The sequence below is a fragment of the Geobacillus sp. YF-1 genome (genome assembly GCF_052692335.1).
The window spans coordinates 786,160-805,482 of the sequence record NZ_CP199850.1; the positions used below are offsets into that span (position 1 = coordinate 786,160).

A 19,323-nucleotide genomic window follows, 5' to 3' on the forward strand; every position below is an offset into this window, starting at 1 on the left:
ATTGTATGTTTCGATAAAAATGGGGCTATGATATATGATGCATTTGATATGTTAGTTGAGCAACGAAATTTTCCACCCATTGATCATTGTCATGCAGTAAACATTTCTGATTCTAACGATGTATGGCTATATTATTATAGTGCAGATGCAAAATATCCTATAGTGCAATTAAAAAAGAATAGTAATACTGCTTGTTGGTGGGAATCGAATGTTAGTCGTGGAGAAAATTTGGTTGTGGGGCACAATATGGTTTTTGTTTTAACCAATGAAGGAGATATTGTCGGAATTAATCTAGAAAATAAGCAGCATAAAGAATATACAGCCTACGATACACAAGGTAACGAATTAACATTTGATTATTATTTTGGTAGAGGAAGTATATTGTATGGAGTTAGTAAAAATAGTATTTACAAACTAAATTTAGAAAAGCTCTGAATGGAACAATGTTTTCAACAGCCTTCTAGGAGACCGGTGATTTAAGGGGGCAAGCCGCTTATCAAGACCGTTTCTTAAATAGAAAAGCCTTGTCGCATCAGAATCACCTTTCAAACGATCCCCCATTGCTCAAAAGAAACAACCGTTTTTCACCGACTTTCTAGAGCTTCCACGAGATGTTGACGGTGATATTCGATGTAGGTTCTATTTCAAAGTTGAAGGTAAGGAAGTTGACTGTCTTGGCCTTGATAGAATAAAGGAAAGTAGTATTATCGTTTCATCATCAGAAGCGAACATTTCAGAAATAATAAATCCATCATTAGAACTCGAAGGTCTTAGAGAACTATTAAAGAAGAAACCCGTTCTCTTATACCAAACAACCATTAATGAGAAACAATATTTAGGTATAGATGAAGGAAGAGCGAAAAAAGACATGGACTATAGCGATCATGGGAATCCGAAACATCATCCTTGGAGGACCACATTGACATAAATGGAAAGAGAAAGTGGAATCAATGAATAAAGGTAGAGGAAAGTAGGAAGAAAAATATGAGTTTAGAAAAATTAATAGAGCTTATAGAGATTGGACATGATATAGAATTTATCTATAAGGGTGAACGTTATTCAATAACTAATACTCAAGTAGGCATTTGCCTTACAAAGTACTATAATTTAAATCATCAAGAATATACAAATGTAAGTGATTTTATAAATCATGCGTTGATTGGTGAAGAAAAATTAAAAGACATTGTATCTCAAATTAAAATTACCGGTATTTTTTAAGCTCGTAGTGCTGGTTAAGACTAGCGCCCAACTAGCGCCGCGGGCAGAAAGTATAGGGGTTGATTTCATAACGTTTTGGAAGAGTAGTAAGAATTAAAAAATAAGATTGGGTTCAAAGGTGTTTCCTCTTTTTATTTCGTAGAAAACTCTGGAGATCCCGCTTTAACACAGTTGATCCAGAGGAGGGGGATTTTGAGCTAACATGAATAAGGATGCAATCATACAAGAGCTAGAAATGGAGAGAAAGTATCTTCAGATCCTAAAAAAGGAGGGAAAACGGCAAAAGTAAATGAATCTTGAAAAATTCTTTATTAAAAATAAAAACGATTATAGTAAGATGAAAGAAAGATTGAGTAACATTTTTATACTTAATCAATCCATGCCAAATCAGGTCTTTCGTAAAGAGTATAATGGTTTCCTTTTTGGGGAATATCATGGTATGTATGAAGAGGAGTTCTGGAACGGATTGCAAATATTAGCTCGAAAGTCAGGTGATAAATATATTCTATTGGCTGAACTAGAAAATGATTATAATGAAAGAATGAAAAGATATGAATGGGCAAAAATCCCGGTCGATCTTTCGTACGAAAATTATCTAGACATCTTAAACGCAGAACCTTTGGAGAATATTTATATTGGGCTGGTTGACTATAGTTGTAAATTAGTGTTTACCTCACCATCTCTACAATGGGGGATTTGGGGAGAAAGAGATCAGGAGCTTTATGTATTTGCTTGCAAAGAAAATGTTAAGTCCCAATTTAAAGAATCCCCTTTACCGGACGCTTTGCAGTTAAATGAAGCTTTGGATTATATTTATGCAGTCTATCATGACAAGGAAGCCGCTAAATCGTTTTGCGAGAAGTTGTTGGAAAACTACAAAAATTAATAACTCGAAGATAATACCGTTTCAAAACTTAAAGGATTAAGGTAACTCTCAAAAGGGGCTGACCCAAAAAGTGATCTCTCCTCAAGAAAGACACAACATATAGTGTGGCAGGGAAGCGGCTGGTGCTTATATATTATATAGCGATGAGAGAGGGTGTCCCAGTCGTTTTGGGACACCCTCTTTTTGATTAATGTTAGTGGATTCGGACGGGCATTTCTTCTGGTTTATAGTTAACGCTGGATTTGCGGTGTATGATGGGTATAAGGCGTATAAAACCGGAAACTGAATGGCCGTAACATGGAGGGACTATAGAGTATGAAAGAATACGAAACATTGTTTAACGAGTATGTACGTGAGCTAACAGAAGCAGTAAAGGAAGAAGAAGAAAGATTAAAAAGAATTAGAGAGATAAATCGTAATAAATTTGATACTGAAGAGGAATTGGAAAATTTCATCAAAGAAAGATTTGACCCAATATGTCATTCAGGAAGAGTTATTGCTGTATTTAGAAAGTATTGGCTTGAATGTAATAAATTAAATGAGGCAAATATCGGCTATGTAAATCCAGAGGATTTTACAGTAGATTGGTTATCAGGAAGACATGAAAGTCTTTATAAGATTGTAACTGACATGGCTTACTATCCAATAGGCATTGATAAATATGGAAATTATTGTTGATAATGATTATTCCTCAAAATTATGGTGTTCAATGGAGAACTCGTAAGGGTATAGGATACACATATAAATCATTCGAATTTCATCCCCCCTCATAACGGTCATGGTTATCATTGGCAGTTAAATAGGTAGAGCTATTATCAGGGGAAATTTAGAAGAAGTAGTAAAGGAACTAAACGTTGGACATGGTATGGTAAACGTATTAAGGGATAACTTATAAATAAAGGTGGAACTCTGTTAAGTTCCACCTTTATATTAGGAGGAATTAGAGATGAAGAAAAAAAGTTTAAAACCGCCAAACTGGATGAATTGTCAAGAACGAGAGTTTTCGAACTAGAAGAACAAATTGAAGAAATAATCGTAGATATACTTAACCAGTATCAGCAATTTTTTGTCCAAAATGGCTATATTTTAGATCAGGCGTGTTGATTATCCAATAAAATCCAAAGGGTATAGAAAAAAGAGCACCTTTCCTGTAGAATGTGAGTAGCGACACAAACAAACCCAGGAGGTGCTCTCTATGAACAAGCATACCACACTCCCGAATTTGATGCAAAAACTTGTTTCGGATGAAGAGATTCAACTGATTGCCGAAGCGGTTGGGTATCGTGATTCGTCTCGAACCTTTACGTTGCGCGAGTTGATTCACTTCTTCCTGCTGGCCGCCATGCATCAATGGAAAAGCTTTCGCCACGGAGCCGATGTGGGGCCTCTGTATGGATTGCCGCGATTCCATTATTCAACTGTATCCAAGAAAGCGAAAGAAGTTCCCTATGACATCATGAAACGCTTGTTGGCGTTGATCATTTCCAAGTGCAACCGCCAAACCCGCCGTTCGCTTCGGTTTCCCAAACCGCTTCGGGTGGTGGATTCGACGACCGTCACGGTCGGGAAAAACCGCCTGCCATGGGCGCCGTATCACGGCGAACGCGCCGGAGTGAAGCTGCACGTCGCGTATTCGCCGGAATCCTCGTTGCCGGCAGACGTGGTGGAAACCATCGGACTGCGTCATGATGGCCCGGTGGGAGAACAGTTGACGAACGCTCAACAAGTGCTGGTGGAAGACCGGGCGTATTTCAAAATCGAACGCCTCGATCGATTTGTGGAGCAACATCAGCTCTTTGTCATTCGGATGAAGGACAACATCGAACTCCATCAGAAAAAAAGCTTGAAACGCCTTTCCAGCACATCCTCATCGGTTCAAGCCGACTTCACGTGCCAGTTGGGGACGAAACAATGCCGCTCCACCAAGCGTCACCGGGTGGTGATCTTTCGAGATGCGAATGGCCGCGACATTCGGGTCGTGACGAACCTCTTCCATGCGTCTGCGGAAACCATTGCCGACATGTACCAACAACGTTGGACTGTTGAGGTCTTTTTCCGTTGGGTGAAGCAATATCTGAATGTCCCGACCTTGTTTGGCACGACGGAAAATGCGGTATACAACCAACTGTTTGCGGCGTTCATCGCGTATGTGTTGCTGCGATGGCTGTATGATCAAACCAAAAAACAGACGAACGTCTCTCTTTCCTTCATTTCGTTCGTTCGCCGTTTTTTCTCTGGGCAGCTTCCTCTCGATTGGAAATCCGGGATGGCCGCTGCTTTGTTTGAGTATGCCCAAATTTATGGAAGGCGTATGTATAATTTTGGATAATCAACACTCGTGATTTTAGATATTAAATTAGAACGAATTAATGAAGTGGATGCTTTGAAAGGTATTGAGGAGCATGGTATGGAAAAAGGTCAATGCTTTGAAACAAATTACTATTCTTTGGTTTGTTTAGCTATTAACGATTCAAGTGGAAAATTAATCGGTAATGAAGAAGAGGGGTATTTAATAGAAAATATCCATATTTGGAATGTCAACAAACCGTTTTTTTTCATCAAAAAAGGGATAATATAATCAATTTACCGCCTTTCGAAATAAAAAAGGAAATTGAAACAGTAATTAAAGATTTTGCGAGAGTTTTAACTATAACTTTAGATGATCAAATCCGCTAACATAAACTGACAACCAAATAAAGCAGGAGACACGAATCTGCTTCCTTGGTTAGAGTCGATGTACAGGGGGATGCCTCAGGAATCGATGAGCACATTATCAAGGAATCCACAAGTTTTTCACGAGCCTTTACGACAAGACGGCTGGGAAAAGCAAGGGGGAACTCGCGATCGAAACGCTTTCTTCGTTGGATGTACACCGCATCCCGCTTATGGGCGGATGGATGCGTGCGATCCTTCGCCAGCGCTCGTTGGTAGCGTCAAAAGTTCTATGAAAACTCCACACAGACCATCCCATTGAGCATCGTGGGGCATGCAGAGAGCCGGATTCGCCCTTGACCAACACCCGCCAAAGGTGCGGAAGAGTCGTCAAGGGCGACGGGGACAAAAAAGAAGGCAATAGGAAAGCCGCCCTTGCCTTTACCGAATTTTACCTTTGGCGGTGTTCGGTTGGTCAAGGGTTCGCTTCGCCGAATCCGGCAGGAGTTCTGTTCAACGGGCTCTGGAGGACAAAAAAGTTAGGCTGCCTCGTTTTGAAGGAAGTCCTGAGCCATGGCGATCAGCTTCGTCCACCGGGCCGGCATATGCGGCAGCTCGGCGAGCTCCGGGATGACGACCGGCACCCGGCCTTCGAGCGCGCTATGCGGGCGCAGAAAGTTAAAATACGCCACAAACAGCGTCACAAAGGACACCGAGCCTTCCTCGGCGCCAAACCCATGGGTCGGGCGGTAGTTGCCTTTAAAGGTCCGGTTGAATCGCTCGATGATCTGCTTGAGAGGGCGAAATTCTTCCGAGACCGGATCTTCGTTGGTCAGGCCGATTACCTGGCGGACGTCAAACGAAATCCCGTGCTGGGCAAAGAAGTGTTGCGCCAACAGGTAAATCGGGTTGCCATCCACGACGAACGACAAGTCGTCTGGAAGGGACGGCAGCTTCCTGAGGACATCATTGATCGCCTTGATGGCCGAGAGCGTGTCCCGGTTGGGCGAGACGCGATAGGACAGCACGATCTTTTTCACCGCGTCGAACATAAAGAATAGGTAATGCCAACGGCCCTTCACACGAATATATGTCTCGTCCCCACAGAACGAACCGGACAGCTCATACGGAAATCGGTCGACAAAGGGCTTGATCCAAAGCGCGACGCTGTTGGCGTAGTTGAGCACCGTCTGATGAGAGATCGAGACGCCATGGATGTCCTTCAGGGCGGCGGCGGTTTCCCTCGAGGACATCCCAAAGTTGACGTAGTACGTCAACACGAGCCCCAACACGTGCGGCGACGCAGCCAGCCGGGACAAATCGACCTTCGGCTTGATGAGCGACGAGGAAGCCAACGGGAGAAAGTCAAACAAGAACTCCCGAAACAAATACCGCACCTTGAAGGCTTGAGGATTCTGTTGAAACTGTTGGCGCTCTTTCTTCGTCATCCGGCGAAGGTTGGCCTGGTAAAACGGGCAATCGTTGTTCTTGCACTTATAGATGTTGTATTCCTTGCGCTCCTTGATTTTTTCCAACGTCTTTTTGCAGTGCGGACAACGAAAGACCGCTTGCTTGGTGAACCGATTTCGGTGGTTGAACCGGCATTGGCACACTTTGCATTGGTATTGCCCTTTTCCGCCGTTATTGGCGTACAGGTAAGAAGAGGGAGCCTGGCAGCGAGGGCAGGTCAACGAATCCGGCACACGGTGTTTCGCATTCGCGCGGCGCTGGATGGGCCGTAAAGGACGTCTGTGCTGGGCTTCATAGTCTGCCAACAGCTTCCGGTAATCAAGGGTTTCCGGCACATCGATGATCGGAAGGTCATCGACCTGAAGTTTCCGGTACGGCTTTTGGATGGGTTCGTCCCAGTCCTCGAGATGCAAGGATTTCCCCAATATCACACCCATTAAATACACAATGATTTGATATTGGGTCTTGATAATTTCGAGCAAATAGGCTAATAATTGAGGTAACAAAGCTTGTCACTCCTTTGTTTTGGCTGTTGGGTGTCGTTACCTCAATGATGGCCGAAAACAATGGGGGTGGCAAGCTTTTTTTCGTTCAACCGTTGAAACTCAAGGGAAAACCGTGAGTGTGGAGGATAAACTTTTGACAATACCCGCTCGTTTTAGGGGTGAAAAATATGAATCAATATGAGGAGACGGTGAGAGATTTAGTTAATAATTTTAATGAGCATAATATAGATATAGTTGCTCCAGATTTAGCTAAGATGGGAAGGGACATAATTACTATCTTACAAAAATACTTTTATAAAGTAGATCCTAATGGTAAGATTGGCATATTAGAAACCTTGAGATTAGTAAATGACAGTAGTGTCATCCCTTTTCTGAAAGCTATTCTTGAAGATGAGGCAGAGATATTTTTTGTTAAAGCTTATGCAGAAAGTGTATTGGATTTTTTAGAGGGGAAAGAAACTCAATTAAAAAGAAAAATTCGCAATTTATCTAAAAAAAGTGGTACAGATTTAATCGCAGAAATCGCTATGATAGGAACAATTGGCGATGACAATGCTATAAGAGAATTAGACAAAATCAAAACGGATAACAAAGAGGCACTGGAACAAATCAAGGTAGCGAAATTACAAATAATGTATGGAATAGAAGAAATAATCAAGGAGTACAGAAAACCAGATTCCCGTTATTCTCACAAAGCATTAGCAGAGGCTATTTATCATTCATTTGATCATCCAGAAGCATCAAACGTTATAATAGAAGATCTCTTTAGTGAGGAATTTGAGCGTATTTTTAGTGCCGTTACTCTACTTGCTTTCGCAGAAAAATTTCCTAAGGACAAAGTTACGAGAGATGTAGTAAATAAGTTCTTTGAAATTTTAACGGGTGATTTTAATACAACTCTAAAGACTCATGCCATACTCGCAATAGGTAGATATGGAAATGCTGATGATGCATCAAGACTTGAAAGAATTGTTGAGGAAAAAACGTATTTAACAAAAAAGAAATTTTGGAAATGGCTAAGTGAAAGCGCGCTGGTCGACGATATCAACATCACGATAAAGAAATTGAAACGAAAGAAATAGACCTTTCCTAATCCAAAAGGGAGCAAAAGAAGTTAAAATAGGGTGATTCCAGTGAATTTAGAAGCTTTGTTTGTTAGGGATAAAAAGGAATTTAATAAGCTAATAGAAATGGCTAGTGATGCGTTTTATTTGGAAAATAGATTGCCTAAACAGGTATTCCGAGAACAATTCAATTATTTTTTGTTTGAAGAGTTTGACTGGGGAATGGACGAAGATTTTTGGAGCACAATCCAACAATTATCTAAAGAAACGAAAGATGATTATGTCCTTACCGCAGTGTTGGACCCTAATCCAGTAGAATATTTTTATAAAGAGTTTAATTATTATAATTGGATGAAACTCCCGGTCCATTTATCACCTGATGAATATTTAGATGTTCTTGAATTAGGCCCTGAGGAAAGTCCGGCGGATGCGTTGTTATACAATTCTTATACCATTATTTGGCTACCTCCTTCAATGAAATGGGCAATATGGGGAGAAAGAAGTTATGGGATTTGTGTTTTAGGGCTTCAAAATAGGAACAATGGTGCGGATTTATTGCCGATTTTAAAAACTTGGCGTTCTATTGATCAAACAGTTCTATCGTGGGTGGCACTCAATTTTGTAAATCAACAAATTCCACAAGAAATTGCTAATACGTTGTTCCTAAATTATTCTAACGGCATCAAGTAATGTGTAACGCGGAGGCTCCTCACCACAACATGTACTTGACAGACGATTCACTTCTCTGAACACGTGTATGCAAAACATGATTCGTTTCCTGTTCTTTCTTGGTTGCATAAGTAAGGTACGTGATAAAAAAATCAAGTACAACTTTTGGTGAAGAGCCAACGCGGAGCGATGGGGGAAGCTAGATGTAGACGGGCGGTGACGAAAGGGCACATCATGCTCTCGAGCATCATTTCTTAAATCGAAAAGTTTTGTAGCATTGGGATCGCTTTTCACACGTTCTTCCCATTGATCAAAGGAAATTGCCGTTTTTCACCGGCCTCTTAGAAAAGTTCTATATACATGAAGGGAGTCGTATACATGATAATCCCTGAATTGTTTTGTTTAACGATAATGGAGGAAGACTGGGGAGAGAAGGTTGATGATTTTTGGATAGAAATTGAAGCGGATATTGGTATCAAGGGGAACTCGGATTCTGCTGAAGTATTTACTATTTATGTTACAAGTCCAAAAAGGTTAGAAAATATGGTGGAAAAGTCAGGATTGGAGATAGCGAGAGGATTGTTTATCATGAAAGATTTTAATATCAAAAGTGTAGAGGATCGTCTCAAAAAATACTTGCCCATTGTTCAAGAAAAACTTGGGGCGAAACAGCTTTAGCTATTAGTCGTTACGCTATTTGGGAGTATGAAAATTAAATCGAAGTATAAATCAGAAATTTTTTAGAAGGCCGGTGAAAAACCGTTGCCACACACCAATTGGAGGCATTTTCATTCAGAACAGAAAGCCGATTTTGCGAGGTTTCTCTCATTGAGAAATGGGTGGAACTCAGCGGTATTTTGCACGAAATCACCAGCCTCTTAGATATACACGCACAATGTGAACGGCAACCGCTTCCAAGACGGCCAGTATCGGTATGAACGGAGCGCCGCTGATCCGCTTGTCGCGATCACCCGAAAAGGCGAAAGCGCGCCGTTTGTGACGTACAAATATGATGAAGACGGTCGACGCATCCAGAAGACCGTGAATGGCGTCGTTACGAACTATCATTACCAAGGCGACAGCCTCAACGTTCTGTATGAAACCGATGCGGATGGAAATGTGGTAAGATCATATATATACGGACTGTAGATGAGCAAATTTGCTAACATAAATTGACAGCTAAACAAAAAAGGAGACATGAACCCAGCTCCTGGAGTAAAATAGATGTGCTCAAACTACCCACAAGGAGGTTCATGTCTCATGAATAGATTAGCACATCATCAAGGAATCCACAAGTTTTTCATGACGCTGGGATTGGCGCTTTATTTCTCGAAACCGGTCATCAAGCATCTCGTTCATATTGTGGATGCCTTGACTACCAAGGGATTTTCGGGAACATTGACCGATGTCCATCACTGGAGTTTTCATCCCAATCATCGAACCACGCTCAGCCATTTTTTCACGAAAAGCCCTTGGGATGAAGAGACGTTGCTTCGCAAACTCCAGCAATGGATCCTTCATCGCATCCAGCGAATCGCCAAACAGGAGAATCAACCCCTTTTTGTTTCGATTGATGATACGATTTGCCAAAAAACGAAGCCTTCGTCACGGGCTGCCCGCGCCATTCAAGGGTGTGATTGGCACTACTCGCACAAAGATCATCAATCCGTTTGGGGGCATTCGCTCGTTTGGCTGATGGTGCATACTTTCTCGCAAGCGTTCCCGTTCGCCTTTCGTCTGTATGACAAGACGGCGGGAAGAAGCAAGATCGACCTAGCGATCGAGATGCTTTCCTCGCTCAAGGGGAAGTGGGCTCAGCCGGTGTATGTGCTCATGGATTCGTGGTATCCGTCCCAAGCGCTCATCGAAGCCTGCCTGAAACAAGGATTCCATGTCATCGCCATGCTCAAGACGAACCGGATTCTCTATCCGAAAGGTATCGCCATCCAAGCGAAGAAGTTCGCCCGCTATATCGAGCCCAACGACACCCACCTCGTCACGGTGGGGAAGGAGCGTTACCGCGTGTATCGCTACGAGGGAGCGATCCATGGCCTCGATGACGCGGTGGTGCTGCTGGCTTGGAAGGCGGATGAACCGATGACGCCAGATCATCTCCATGTCGTCTTGAGCACCGACCGGGAGCTAGGCGATGAAGAGATCTTGCGTTATTATGCCCAGCGCTGTGTTTAGTGCAAAATGAAAGTACAGAGTTCTGCAACAAAAAAGTGCAGAGCTTCATGGCATAAAAAAAAGGCTTGCCAGCTCCTAAAATTCCCTCTACTGTTAAGGTTGTGAAGAACAAAACAGTGGAGGTAAAGAAAGGATGCTAGCAATGCCTGAAATTCATCATATCAAACATTTGCGTGAAAAGAAAGGGTTATCGCTTTCCGAAATTGTCCGCAGGACGGGATTTAACTGGAGAACAGTCAAGAAATATGCGGATGGAGACATTTCGGTCAGACAAAAAATAAAGAGAAAACGGGGAATGATGGAGGAAGAAGGATACGGTCAAATCATTGATGACTGGCTGGAGGAGGACGCCAAACTGCCAAGAAAACAACGGCGGACAAGCAAGAAGATGTACGAACAATTAAAGCAGGAACATGGCTTTAAAGGGTCTTATCGAACGGTTTGCGCCTACGTTCAAAAACGAAGACCTCAGCTTAAGCTGGAGAAGGAACAACGTTACGAGAGGCTGGAACACCCTCCGGGGGAAGCGCAGGTGGATTTCGGCACCATGTCCGTTGTGACGAAGGAGGGAAAAGAGGAAGACCGATCAATTCTGATTTTGAGCTTTCCGTACAGCAACGCCGCGTATGCGTATCCATTGCCGGCGGAAAACAGCGAATGTTTTCTTCACGGGCTCACTCAGCTCTTTCGACAGGCCGGAGGCGTCCCGAGAAAACTGCGCATCGACAATTTGGCGGCGGCGGTGGTTTCGATTCGAAAAGGAGGCGAACGTCAATATACTGAAGCATTTGAGCGATTCCGGCTTCATTATGGGTTTGACGTACAGGCATGCAATCCGTATAGCGGACACGAAAAAGGGAATGTCGAACGGAAAGTTTACTATACTCGGCAACACTGCTTTGTCCCTGCTCCGTTGATCGAGGGGGATGAAGAACTGACGGAGTGGCTGCATCGCAAGATGATCGAAGATCGAGCCCGCCCCCACTATGAAAAAGGGAGAACCATTGAGGAATTATGGCAGGAAGAACAAAAGGAGTTGCTTGTCCTGCCGGAGAGAGATCTCCCGATCTTCTCCTTCCACCACGCCAATGTCAATAAATACGGGGAAGTAACGGTGGATGGGGAGGCGTTTGTGGTTCATGGGATCCCGGTCCCCAACCGTGTCCTTGTCAAAAAGGAATGGGATCGTTTCATGGTTTTGTCCCAAGAAGGGGAGGTGTACCTGGAAGCGCCAAGGCCGTACACGAAAAAGCAACGGGAGCTCCCTTGGAAGGACATTTTGGCGGAATGGGCGCAAAAGCCCCGGGTGGTGGAGTATTCGCGGTTTCGAGTTTACTTACCGGAGGCCATTAGGAAATACTTCATGGAACAACCGAAACAGACGGCATCACGCATTCGAGGGGTGCAGAAGCTGCTGGACCGGTACACCGTCTATGAGATCGCTCAGTGGCTTGACAAGTATCAACGGTGGGATTTGGCGCCCCATGAGATCGGGGTGTTGATGGAGGCGAAGCGTTCGGAGTATCCCGCGAAATGGGAAGAAGCCTATACCCCTTCCGTTTTCGTCGACTATGAAACCGATTTACATGTGTATGATCAACGTCTTTGTCCGTCAAGGGAAGGGGGAAGCCGGGCATGAAGATGGATGTAAAAGAGATTTGTAAAGCCCTGCATTTGGCGTACATCGCGGATCGATTCGAGGAGGTGGCCTACGAGACCAAGGAACAGTTTTTGCGTGATGTGTTGGCGTTGGAGCTGTCGTTCCGTCAGAAAGCAAAACAGGCTCGATTGATCAAGAAGGCGAAGTTCCGGGAGTTGAAATGGCTCAAAGATTACGAATGGTCGGATCAGATTCATTGGCCGACCACGACCTCGAAGGAAGAACTTTGCGACCTTCGCTTTTTGGAGCAAAAACAGAACGTCCTGCTTTTAGGTTCGCCGGGAACAGGAAAAACCCATCTCGCCACCGCATTAGGATTAAAAGCGTGTGAACGGGGCCATGAAGTTCGGTTTTTCCGTGTCGCCGATCTTGTCGCCCAGCTCGAAGAGGCGTTAAAAGACGGCACCCTCGGACGGCTCAAACGGCAAATCGACACATGCGAGCTGTTGATTTTGGACGAACTCGGCTATGTACCTTTCCAAAAGCAGGGGTCGGAACTGCTGTTTCACATCATTGCCGATTGTTATGAACGAAAAAGTGTCATCGTGACATCGAATTTAGAGTTTGGACAGTGGAATCGAGTGTTTGGGGACAACCGCCTGACGGCAGCGCTGGTGGATCGTTTGGTCCATCACGCCCACATTCTCGCGTTTACGGGTGAGAGCTACCGCTTGCGGCATGCGCTTTCTGCCGTTCAGTCGCTCCCTTCTCACTCGGTTGAAAGGTAAATTCATTGAGCCGGCAAGCCTATGTATTTTTTCTTGCAATTCTCTGCACTTTTTGCTTGCAAAAAACAAGCGCTGGACGATCGAATGCTTTTTCCGGCAGGCCAAAGACCAGCTGAAGCTCGATGGGTATCGTGTTCGTCACGTTCGGGCGGTGAAACGGTATTGGGCCGTGGTGCTGTTCGCCTGCGTATACAGCATCGCGGAATCTCAACAAGACATCTCTTCCGGACTGGAGCTTCTTCGGTCTCGGAAAGGACACAGCGTCGTCGAGTTCATCTACGATGCCGCGAAGCAAGAGATTCCCATTGATGTGATCAAAAAACAGCTCCATGTCGCCTAAGGGGTCCCCTGTTTGTCTCTTAGGGCATGGAAATTATTGTAATGAAAGATGCTCATCTACAGTACGGAGAAAACGGCCAGCTGTTGGCGATGAAAAAAGGTGGTGCAACGTACTTCTACCACTATAACGCCCATGGCGATGTCATCGCCCTGACGGATGCACAAGGAAACATCGTTGCCCGTTATCAATATGATGCATGGGGGAATATTCTCTCCCAATCCGGCGCCTTGGCGGAGGAAAACTCATACCGATATGCGGGGTATCAATATAACAACGAAACAGGTCTGTATTATCTGATCGCCTGGTACTATCATCCAACGCATGGCGTGTTCCTATCCCTAGATCCGGATCCGGGGGATGCGGACGATATCTTGACGCACAATGGATACACGTACGCAAATAACAATCTAGTGATGTTGATAGATCCGGATGGGCATTTCTTCTGGTTTGCCGTCAACGCGGGGGTTGCGGCGTATGGTGGATGCCAAGCCTTTAAAAAAGGTGGTTGGAAAGCCGTGGCGATGGTTGCAGGTGCATCGTTGATAGGTAGTGTAGCTTTCAACAGCAGGGGAGTGTTTGCTTCAAAAAAAGCAAAGGCCGCCCCTGAGCGCCGAGAACGGCCTTCCCTTTTATTTGCCGCACCCGCCTGTCAGTCAATGCTGCACAGCTCGGGTGGGCAGCCTTCGCAGGCGATCTCATCGCGCAAGTATTGCAAATGGTGAACAAGAATTTTTCCTTTTTGCACGGAGATGACGCCTTTTTTCCGCAACTCGCCGAGCATGCGGTTGACGACTTCACGGGCGGTGCCGCAAAAGTTGGCAAGCTCTTGGTTTGTAAGAGGCAGGTCGATCAAAATGCCGTCTTCTTTCATCACGCCGTAGCTGTTGCAAAGGCGGATGAGCGTGGAATAGAGCGCCCCTTTTTTGCCATGCAAAATCAAATCGCGGAATTTCGTTTGCGTTTTGCGGAAATGGAGGCTCATCCATTTCATGAACTCGATGGCCAGCTTCGGGTTGTTGGCGAGCTCTTGTTCGAGCGTCTCGCGCTTAATGGCGGAAACGACGCTGTCTTTCAACACTTTCGCCGTCAACATGTAGCGGGCGCCGGGGCAAAAGAGCGTCAGCTCGCCGATCAAATCGCCCTCGCTGCAAATGCGCAGCGTCAGCTCTCGTCCGTCCATGTCCATTTTGCTGATTTGGATTTTCCCCGATTGAATATAGTAAATCTCGTCTGCCTTTTCCCCTTCTTGAAACAAGTACGTTCCCTTCTCAAGGCGAAGATCGCGCCCAAGCGGTGTAAGCCACTTCTGCCATTCACGAGATTCAATCTCGTTCATCCGATCACAACCTTGCGTAGAATGTGTCGCTATATAACAGTGTACAGGAAAAAAGAGGGAAGTCAATATAAGGATAGTGGAAAGATTGAAAACTTGTTGAACATTGGGTGAATGTTTCGTGATCGTCTGTACGCTGGAGTCAATGAGGGACGGATAAAAGAACGGATTCCATCAGTGCAGTCAGAACAGGTTTGGCCGCTCCGTTGGGAGGTGAATGAGACAGAAAAAAATTCCTCAAAAATTATTAAATATACGTTTGATTTTATTTTTATACAGTATTATAATGGGTACTACATGAGGCACATACGGGTGAGGGGGAACGTCATGAAAGTGGCCATTATCGGGGCGACGGGGTACAGCGGAGCGGAGTTGTTCCGCTTGTTGCACGGCCATCCGCACGTTGACCGCTGTGACGTCTACTCGTCGTCGCAAGATGGGATTCATTTGTCGGAAAGCTTCCCGCACGTCGGTTCGGTCGATGGTGCGGTGTTGCATAAACTTGAAATCGAGGCGCTTTCCCGTTACGATGCGGTCTTTTTCGCCACGCCGCCCGGGGTGTCGGGGGAGTGGGCGCCGGCGCTTGTTGACCGTGGAGTGAAAGTGATTGACTTATCGGGCGATTTCCGTTTGCGAGACGGTGCGCTGTACGCACAATGGTACGGGCGTGAGGCGGCGCCGGCTGCGTATTTAGAGCGGGCGGTGTACGGGCTGACCGAGTGGAATCGGGAGGCGGTGCGCGAGGCCGTGCTCCTATCCAACCCGGGCTGCTATCCGACGGCGACGCTGCTTGGTCTGGCTCCGCTTGTCAGAGAAGGATGGGTCAGCGAAGACTCGATTATCGTTGATGCGAAGTCGGGCGTGTCGGGTGCGGGACGGAAAGCAGGGCTCGGGACGCATTTTTCCGAAGTCAACGAAAACGTGAAAATTTATAAAGTGAATGCCCATCAGCACATTCCGGAAATTGAACAAATGCTCGGAACGTGGAACGAGGCGATGGAGCCGATCACGTTCAGCACCCATTTGATCCCGATGACAAGAGGCATTATGGCGACGATGTACGCGAAGGCGAAACAGCCGCTTTCCCTTAGCGATTTACTAGATTTATATAAAACAAGTTACGAAGATTCGCCGTTTGTCCGCATTCGCAAGCCGGGACAGTTTCCGGCAACGAAAGAAGTGTACGGCTCGAACTATTGCGACATCGGCCTCGCCTATGATGAGCGGACGGGACGGGTGACGGTCGTGGCGGTGATCGATAACTTGATGAAAGGGGCGGCCGGGCAGGCGGTGCAAAACTTCAATTTGATGATGGGGTGGGATGAGGCTGTGGGCCTCCCATCCTTGCCGATCTATCCGTGAGGAAGGGGAACGAACGATGACAATGACGAAACAAACGGCGCAAGTGACGGCGCTTGCCGATGGAACGATCGTCACGCCGAAAGGATTTCAAGCGGCTGGAGTGCAAGCCGGGCTGCGTTATTCGAAAAACGATTTAGGAGTCATTATTTGCGACGTGCCAGCTTCGGCCGCCGCGGTGTATACCCAAAGCCATTTTCAGGCCGCGCCGCTGAAAGTGACGCAAGAAAGCCTTGCGGTCGAGCAAACATTGCAGGCGGTCATCGTCAACAGCGCCTGCGCGAACGCCTGCACCGGTGCGCAAGGGCTTCGCGATGCGTATGAAATGCGCGACCTGTGCGCGAAACAATTCGGCCTGGCGCCGCATCGTGTGGCCGTCGCTTCAACGGGCGTGATCGGGGAATATTTGCCGATGGAGAAAATTCGCGCCGGCATCGAAACGCTTGTCCCAGGAGCGACAATGGCGGATGCTGAAGCGTTTCAAACCGCCATTTTAACGACCGATACGGTGATGAAGCATGCGTGCTATCAAACGACAATCGACGGCAAGACGGTTACAGTCGGCGGGGCGGCGAAAGGGTCGGGGATGATTCACCCGAACATGGCGACGATGCTTGCGTTCATTACGACCGATGCCAATATTTCGCCGCCGGTGCTGCAGGCGGCGCTGCGAGCGGCTACGGACGTTTCGTTTAACCAAATTACGGTCGACGGCGATACGTCGACGAACGATATGGTCATCGTCATGGCAAGCGGCTTGGCTGGGAATCACGAGCTGACGCCCGATCATCCGGATTGGGGGAACTTTTACGAAGCGCTGCGAAAAACGTGCGAGGACTTGGCCAAACAAATTGCGAGAGACGGCGAGGGAGCGACAAAGCTCATTGAAGTGCGCGTGCGCGGCGCGAAAACGGATGACGAAGCGAAAAAAATCGCCAAGCAAATCGTCGGCTCCAACTTGGTGAAAACGGCCGTTTACGGCGCAGACGCCAACTGGGGGCGAATCATCGGCGCGATCGGCTATGCGGATGCCGACGTGAACCCCGACAACGTCGATGTCGCCATCGGGCCGATCGTGATGTTGAAAGGGAGCGAGCCGCAGCCGTTTTCCGAAGAGGAAGCGGCCGCCTACCTGAAAAACGACATGATCGTCATTGACGTCGATCTTCATATCGGCGATGGTGTTGGGATCGCTTGGGGCTGCGACTTGACGTACGATTACGTGAAAATTAACGCCAGCTACCGGACATAAGGGGAGAGAGAAATGGGGAACACGGTCGTGATCAAATGCGGCGGCAGCGTGCTTGATGAGCTGTCTCCCGCCTTTTTTGCCAGCGTGAAAACGATGCGCGAACAAGGGATGAATGTCGTCATCGTTCACGGCGGCGGCCCGGAAATCGGGCGAATGTTGAAAAAACTGGCGGTGCCGAGCGAGTTTGTCAACGGCTTGCGGAAAACGACCAAAGACGTGCTTGCCGTTGTAGAAATGGTGCTCTCGGGCCAAGTGAACAAACAGCTCGTCGCCATGCTCACCCAGCGCGGCTTGCCGGCGGTCGGCGTTTCGGGCGTGGACGGGGGGCTGCTCGAAGCGGAACCGATTGACTTGAATCAACTTGGCTATGTCGGCCGGGTGAAAACGGTTCGTTCCCGTCTTTTGCGTACGCTGCTTGAAGCGGGCTACATCCCAGTTATTTCCCCGCTTGGCATCGACCAAAGCGGGCAAACGTACAACATTAACGCCGACACGGCGGCCGGGGCGGTGGCAGCAGCCATCGGCGCGAGCCAGCTCGCCTTTGTGACGAACGTGCCCGGCATTTTGCAAGACGGCGCGCTCGTCGAGGAAGCGACAGCGGAGATGGTCGAGCAGTTGCTCGAAGCCGGCGTCATCACCGGAGGGATGATCCCGAAAGTGAAGGCAGCGCTCTCCGCCTTGTCCGATGCGCTGCCGGAAGTGGTGATCGTCAGCGGCAAAACGCCGTTTTATGAACAAGGAAGATGGCATGGGACAACGATTCGAAAAGAAAACGAAGTGGGGGTCTACTCATCATGAGCGCGCTGTTTCCGACATACAACCGCTGGAAGATTGCTGTGCAATCGGCGGAAGGCACGGTGGTGACCGATGTCAACGGAAAACGATATCTCGATTTCGTTTCCGGCATTGCTGTTTGCAACCTCGGCCATCGTCATCCGCACGTCCAACAGGCGATTGAACAACAGCTCAACCAATATTGGCACGTATCGAATCTGTTTACGATCCCGATTCAGGAAGAAGTCGCTTCCTTGCTTGTCGCTCATAGCGCCGGAGATTGCGTCTTTTTCTGCAACAGCGGGGCCGAGGCAAACGAAGCGGCGTTAAAGCTGGCGCGCAAACATACGGGAAGGCACAAAGTGATTACGTTCCAGCAATCGTTTCACGGCCGGACGTTTGCGACGATGGCGGCGACCGGGCAGGAGAAAGTGCATAGCGGATTCGGACCGCTCCTTCCGGAATTTATCCATTTGCCGTTCAATGATGTGGCTGCGCTGAAAGAAGCCATGAGCGATGAGATCGCGGCGGTGATGCTTGAGATCGTTCAAGGCGAAGGGGGCGTCCGCCCGATCGATCCGGCGTTTTTGCAAGCGGCGGCCGAGCTGTGCCAAACATACGGCGCGCTCCTGATCATTGACGAAGTGCAAACCGGCATCGGCCGGACCGGGAAGCCGTTTGCTTACCAGCATTTTGGCATTGAGCCGGATATCATGACGGTCGCCAAAGGACTTGGCAGCGGCATTCCGGTCGGTGCGATGATCGGCAAGGCGTTTTTAAAGGAGTCGTTCGGTCCTGGGGTGCACGGATCGACGTTTGGCGGCAACCCGATCGCGATGGCCGCCGCCAAGGCGACGCTTGAGGTCGTGTTCGATCCGGCGTTTTTGCAAGAGGTGCAAGAAAAGGGGAGCTACTTGCTCGGACGGTTAAACGAGGCGCTCTCCCCGCTTGACATCGTCACGGACGTGCGCGGGCTCGGACTGCTCGTCGGTGTGGAATGTCAAATGGACGTCGGGCCGCTTTTGCCGCTGGTCCATGAAAACGGCCTGCTTGTTTTGCCGGCCGGACCAAAGGTGATCCGCCTGCTGCCGCCGCTTGTCGTCACGAAAGCGGAAATCGATCGAGCGGTCGACATGTTGGCAGCGGTGTTGAAAAACGCGGAGGCGTCGGCCGTGTTGTCACCTGATGGTTGAAGGGGCTCATTTTTATTCCTGTTCATGCA

Annotated in this window: 17 protein-coding genes and 6 pseudogenes; 21 read left to right on the plus strand and 2 right to left on the minus strand. The window is 47.3% G+C overall.

Going from position 1 to position 19,323, the window contains the following annotated elements:
• Nucleotides 1-48: 48 nt before the first annotated feature.
• From ACTVIM_RS03965 to ACTVIM_RS04000, 8 genes and pseudogenes are all read left to right on the plus strand, one after another.
• Complete coding sequence (locus tag ACTVIM_RS03965) at nucleotides 49-435, plus strand: hypothetical protein (protein ID WP_445613716.1); 387 nt, start codon at nucleotides 49-51, stop codon at nucleotides 433-435.
• Between the two features lie 549 nt (nucleotides 436-984).
• Nucleotides 985-1,218 (plus strand): hypothetical protein, encoded by a 234-nt coding sequence (locus ACTVIM_RS03970; protein ID WP_445613718.1) that lies wholly within the window; start codon nucleotides 985-987, stop codon nucleotides 1,216-1,218.
• A 337-nt stretch (nucleotides 1,219-1,555) separates the two neighbouring features.
• Nucleotides 1,556-2,104: a hypothetical protein gene (locus tag ACTVIM_RS03975; RefSeq protein WP_445613719.1), complete on the plus strand. Its 549-nt coding sequence runs from the start codon at nucleotides 1,556-1,558 to the stop codon at nucleotides 2,102-2,104.
• A 187-nt stretch (nucleotides 2,105-2,291) separates the two neighbouring features.
• A pseudogene (locus ACTVIM_RS03980) lies at nucleotides 2,292-2,384 on the plus strand (RHS repeat-associated core domain-containing protein); the annotation flags it as partial.
• Nucleotides 2,385-2,419: 35 nt separating this feature from the next.
• On the plus strand, nucleotides 2,420-2,782 hold the full coding sequence (locus tag ACTVIM_RS03985; RefSeq protein ID WP_445613720.1) for a hypothetical protein: 363 nt from the start codon (nucleotides 2,420-2,422) through the stop codon (nucleotides 2,780-2,782).
• Nucleotides 2,783-3,299: 517 nt separating this feature from the next.
• The gene (locus ACTVIM_RS03990) at nucleotides 3,300-4,433 is read left to right on the plus strand and encodes an IS4-like element IS5377 family transposase (RefSeq protein WP_015375695.1); all 1,134 of its coding nucleotides are present in this window, start codon (nucleotides 3,300-3,302) and stop codon (nucleotides 4,431-4,433) included.
• Between the two features lie 9 nt (nucleotides 4,434-4,442).
• Nucleotides 4,443-4,682, plus strand: coding sequence for a hypothetical protein (locus ACTVIM_RS03995; RefSeq protein ID WP_445613721.1), 240 nt, complete (start codon nucleotides 4,443-4,445; stop codon nucleotides 4,680-4,682).
• Nucleotides 4,683-4,893: 211 nt separating this feature from the next.
• A pseudogene (locus ACTVIM_RS04000) lies at nucleotides 4,894-5,030 on the plus strand (IS701 family transposase); the annotation flags it as partial.
• Between the two features lie 265 nt (nucleotides 5,031-5,295).
• Here ACTVIM_RS04000 and ACTVIM_RS04005 read toward each other — a convergent pair.
• Nucleotides 5,296-6,732 (minus strand): DDE-type integrase/transposase/recombinase, encoded by a 1,437-nt coding sequence (locus tag ACTVIM_RS04005; protein WP_445612449.1) that lies wholly within the window; start codon nucleotides 6,730-6,732, stop codon nucleotides 5,296-5,298.
• Between the two features lie 167 nt (nucleotides 6,733-6,899).
• On the opposite strand from ACTVIM_RS04005, the gene ACTVIM_RS04010 reads away from it, so the two are divergent.
• From ACTVIM_RS04010 to ACTVIM_RS04050, 9 genes and pseudogenes are all read left to right on the plus strand, one after another.
• The gene (locus tag ACTVIM_RS04010) at nucleotides 6,900-7,814 is read left to right on the plus strand and encodes a hypothetical protein (RefSeq protein ID WP_445613722.1); all 915 of its coding nucleotides are present in this window, start codon (nucleotides 6,900-6,902) and stop codon (nucleotides 7,812-7,814) included.
• 51 nt (nucleotides 7,815-7,865) lie between these two features.
• Entirely contained in the window at nucleotides 7,866-8,486 is a 621-nt protein-coding gene (locus ACTVIM_RS04015) for a hypothetical protein (RefSeq protein ID WP_445613723.1), read from the plus strand.
• A gap of 357 nt (nucleotides 8,487-8,843) precedes the next feature.
• Nucleotides 8,844-9,143, plus strand: coding sequence for an Imm8 family immunity protein (locus tag ACTVIM_RS04020; RefSeq protein WP_445613724.1), 300 nt, complete (start codon nucleotides 8,844-8,846; stop codon nucleotides 9,141-9,143).
• Between the two features lie 210 nt (nucleotides 9,144-9,353).
• A pseudogene (locus ACTVIM_RS04025) lies at nucleotides 9,354-9,608 on the plus strand (hypothetical protein); the annotation flags it as partial.
• Between the two features lie 117 nt (nucleotides 9,609-9,725).
• Nucleotides 9,726-10,646 (plus strand): annotated as a pseudogene (locus ACTVIM_RS04030) (IS701 family transposase); the annotation flags it as partial.
• A gap of 142 nt (nucleotides 10,647-10,788) precedes the next feature.
• Nucleotides 10,789-12,294 carry an IS21 family transposase gene (gene istA, locus ACTVIM_RS04035; protein WP_445612379.1) on the plus strand — a complete coding sequence of 502 codons (1,506 nt, stop codon included), beginning with the start codon at nucleotides 10,789-10,791 and terminating at the stop codon, nucleotides 12,292-12,294.
• Nucleotides 12,291-13,043, plus strand: coding sequence for an IS21-like element helper ATPase IstB (istB, locus tag ACTVIM_RS04040; RefSeq protein ID WP_445612972.1), 753 nt, complete (start codon nucleotides 12,291-12,293; stop codon nucleotides 13,041-13,043). The genes istA and istB overlap by 4 nt, the downstream gene beginning before the upstream one ends.
• A 67-nt stretch (nucleotides 13,044-13,110) precedes the next feature.
• A pseudogene (locus ACTVIM_RS04045) lies at nucleotides 13,111-13,383 on the plus strand (IS701 family transposase); the annotation flags it as partial.
• 62 nt (nucleotides 13,384-13,445) lie between these two features.
• Nucleotides 13,446-14,105, plus strand: a pseudogene (locus ACTVIM_RS04050) (RHS repeat domain-containing protein); the annotation flags it as partial.
• On the opposite strand, the gene ACTVIM_RS04055 reads toward ACTVIM_RS04050, so the two are convergent.
• Complete coding sequence (locus ACTVIM_RS04055; protein ID WP_445613725.1) at nucleotides 14,033-14,719, minus strand: Crp/Fnr family transcriptional regulator; 687 nt, start codon at nucleotides 14,717-14,719, stop codon at nucleotides 14,033-14,035. The pseudogene ACTVIM_RS04050 and the gene ACTVIM_RS04055 sit on opposite strands and share 73 nt — an antisense overlap.
• 324 nt (nucleotides 14,720-15,043) lie before the next feature.
• Between ACTVIM_RS04055 and argC the strand changes: the two genes are divergently transcribed.
• The 4 genes from argC to ACTVIM_RS04075 are packed head-to-tail and all read left to right on the plus strand — an operon-like array spanning nucleotide 15,044 to nucleotide 19,294.
• Entirely contained in the window at nucleotides 15,044-16,078 is a 1,035-nt protein-coding gene (gene argC, locus ACTVIM_RS04060) for an N-acetyl-gamma-glutamyl-phosphate reductase (protein WP_445613727.1), read from the plus strand.
• A gap of 16 nt (nucleotides 16,079-16,094) precedes the next feature.
• Nucleotides 16,095-17,327 carry a bifunctional ornithine acetyltransferase/N-acetylglutamate synthase gene (gene argJ, locus ACTVIM_RS04065; protein ID WP_445613728.1) on the plus strand — a complete coding sequence of 411 codons (1,233 nt, stop codon included), beginning with the start codon at nucleotides 16,095-16,097 and terminating at the stop codon, nucleotides 17,325-17,327.
• A 12-nt stretch (nucleotides 17,328-17,339) separates the two neighbouring features.
• Complete coding sequence (gene argB, locus ACTVIM_RS04070) at nucleotides 17,340-18,125, plus strand: acetylglutamate kinase (RefSeq protein WP_031405127.1); 786 nt, start codon at nucleotides 17,340-17,342, stop codon at nucleotides 18,123-18,125.
• A complete protein-coding gene (locus ACTVIM_RS04075; protein WP_445613729.1) occupies nucleotides 18,122-19,294 on the plus strand; it encodes an acetylornithine transaminase in 1,173 nt (390 codons plus the stop codon). Before argB ends, ACTVIM_RS04075 begins: the two co-directional genes overlap by 4 nt.
• Nucleotides 19,295-19,323: the final 29 nt, after the last annotated feature.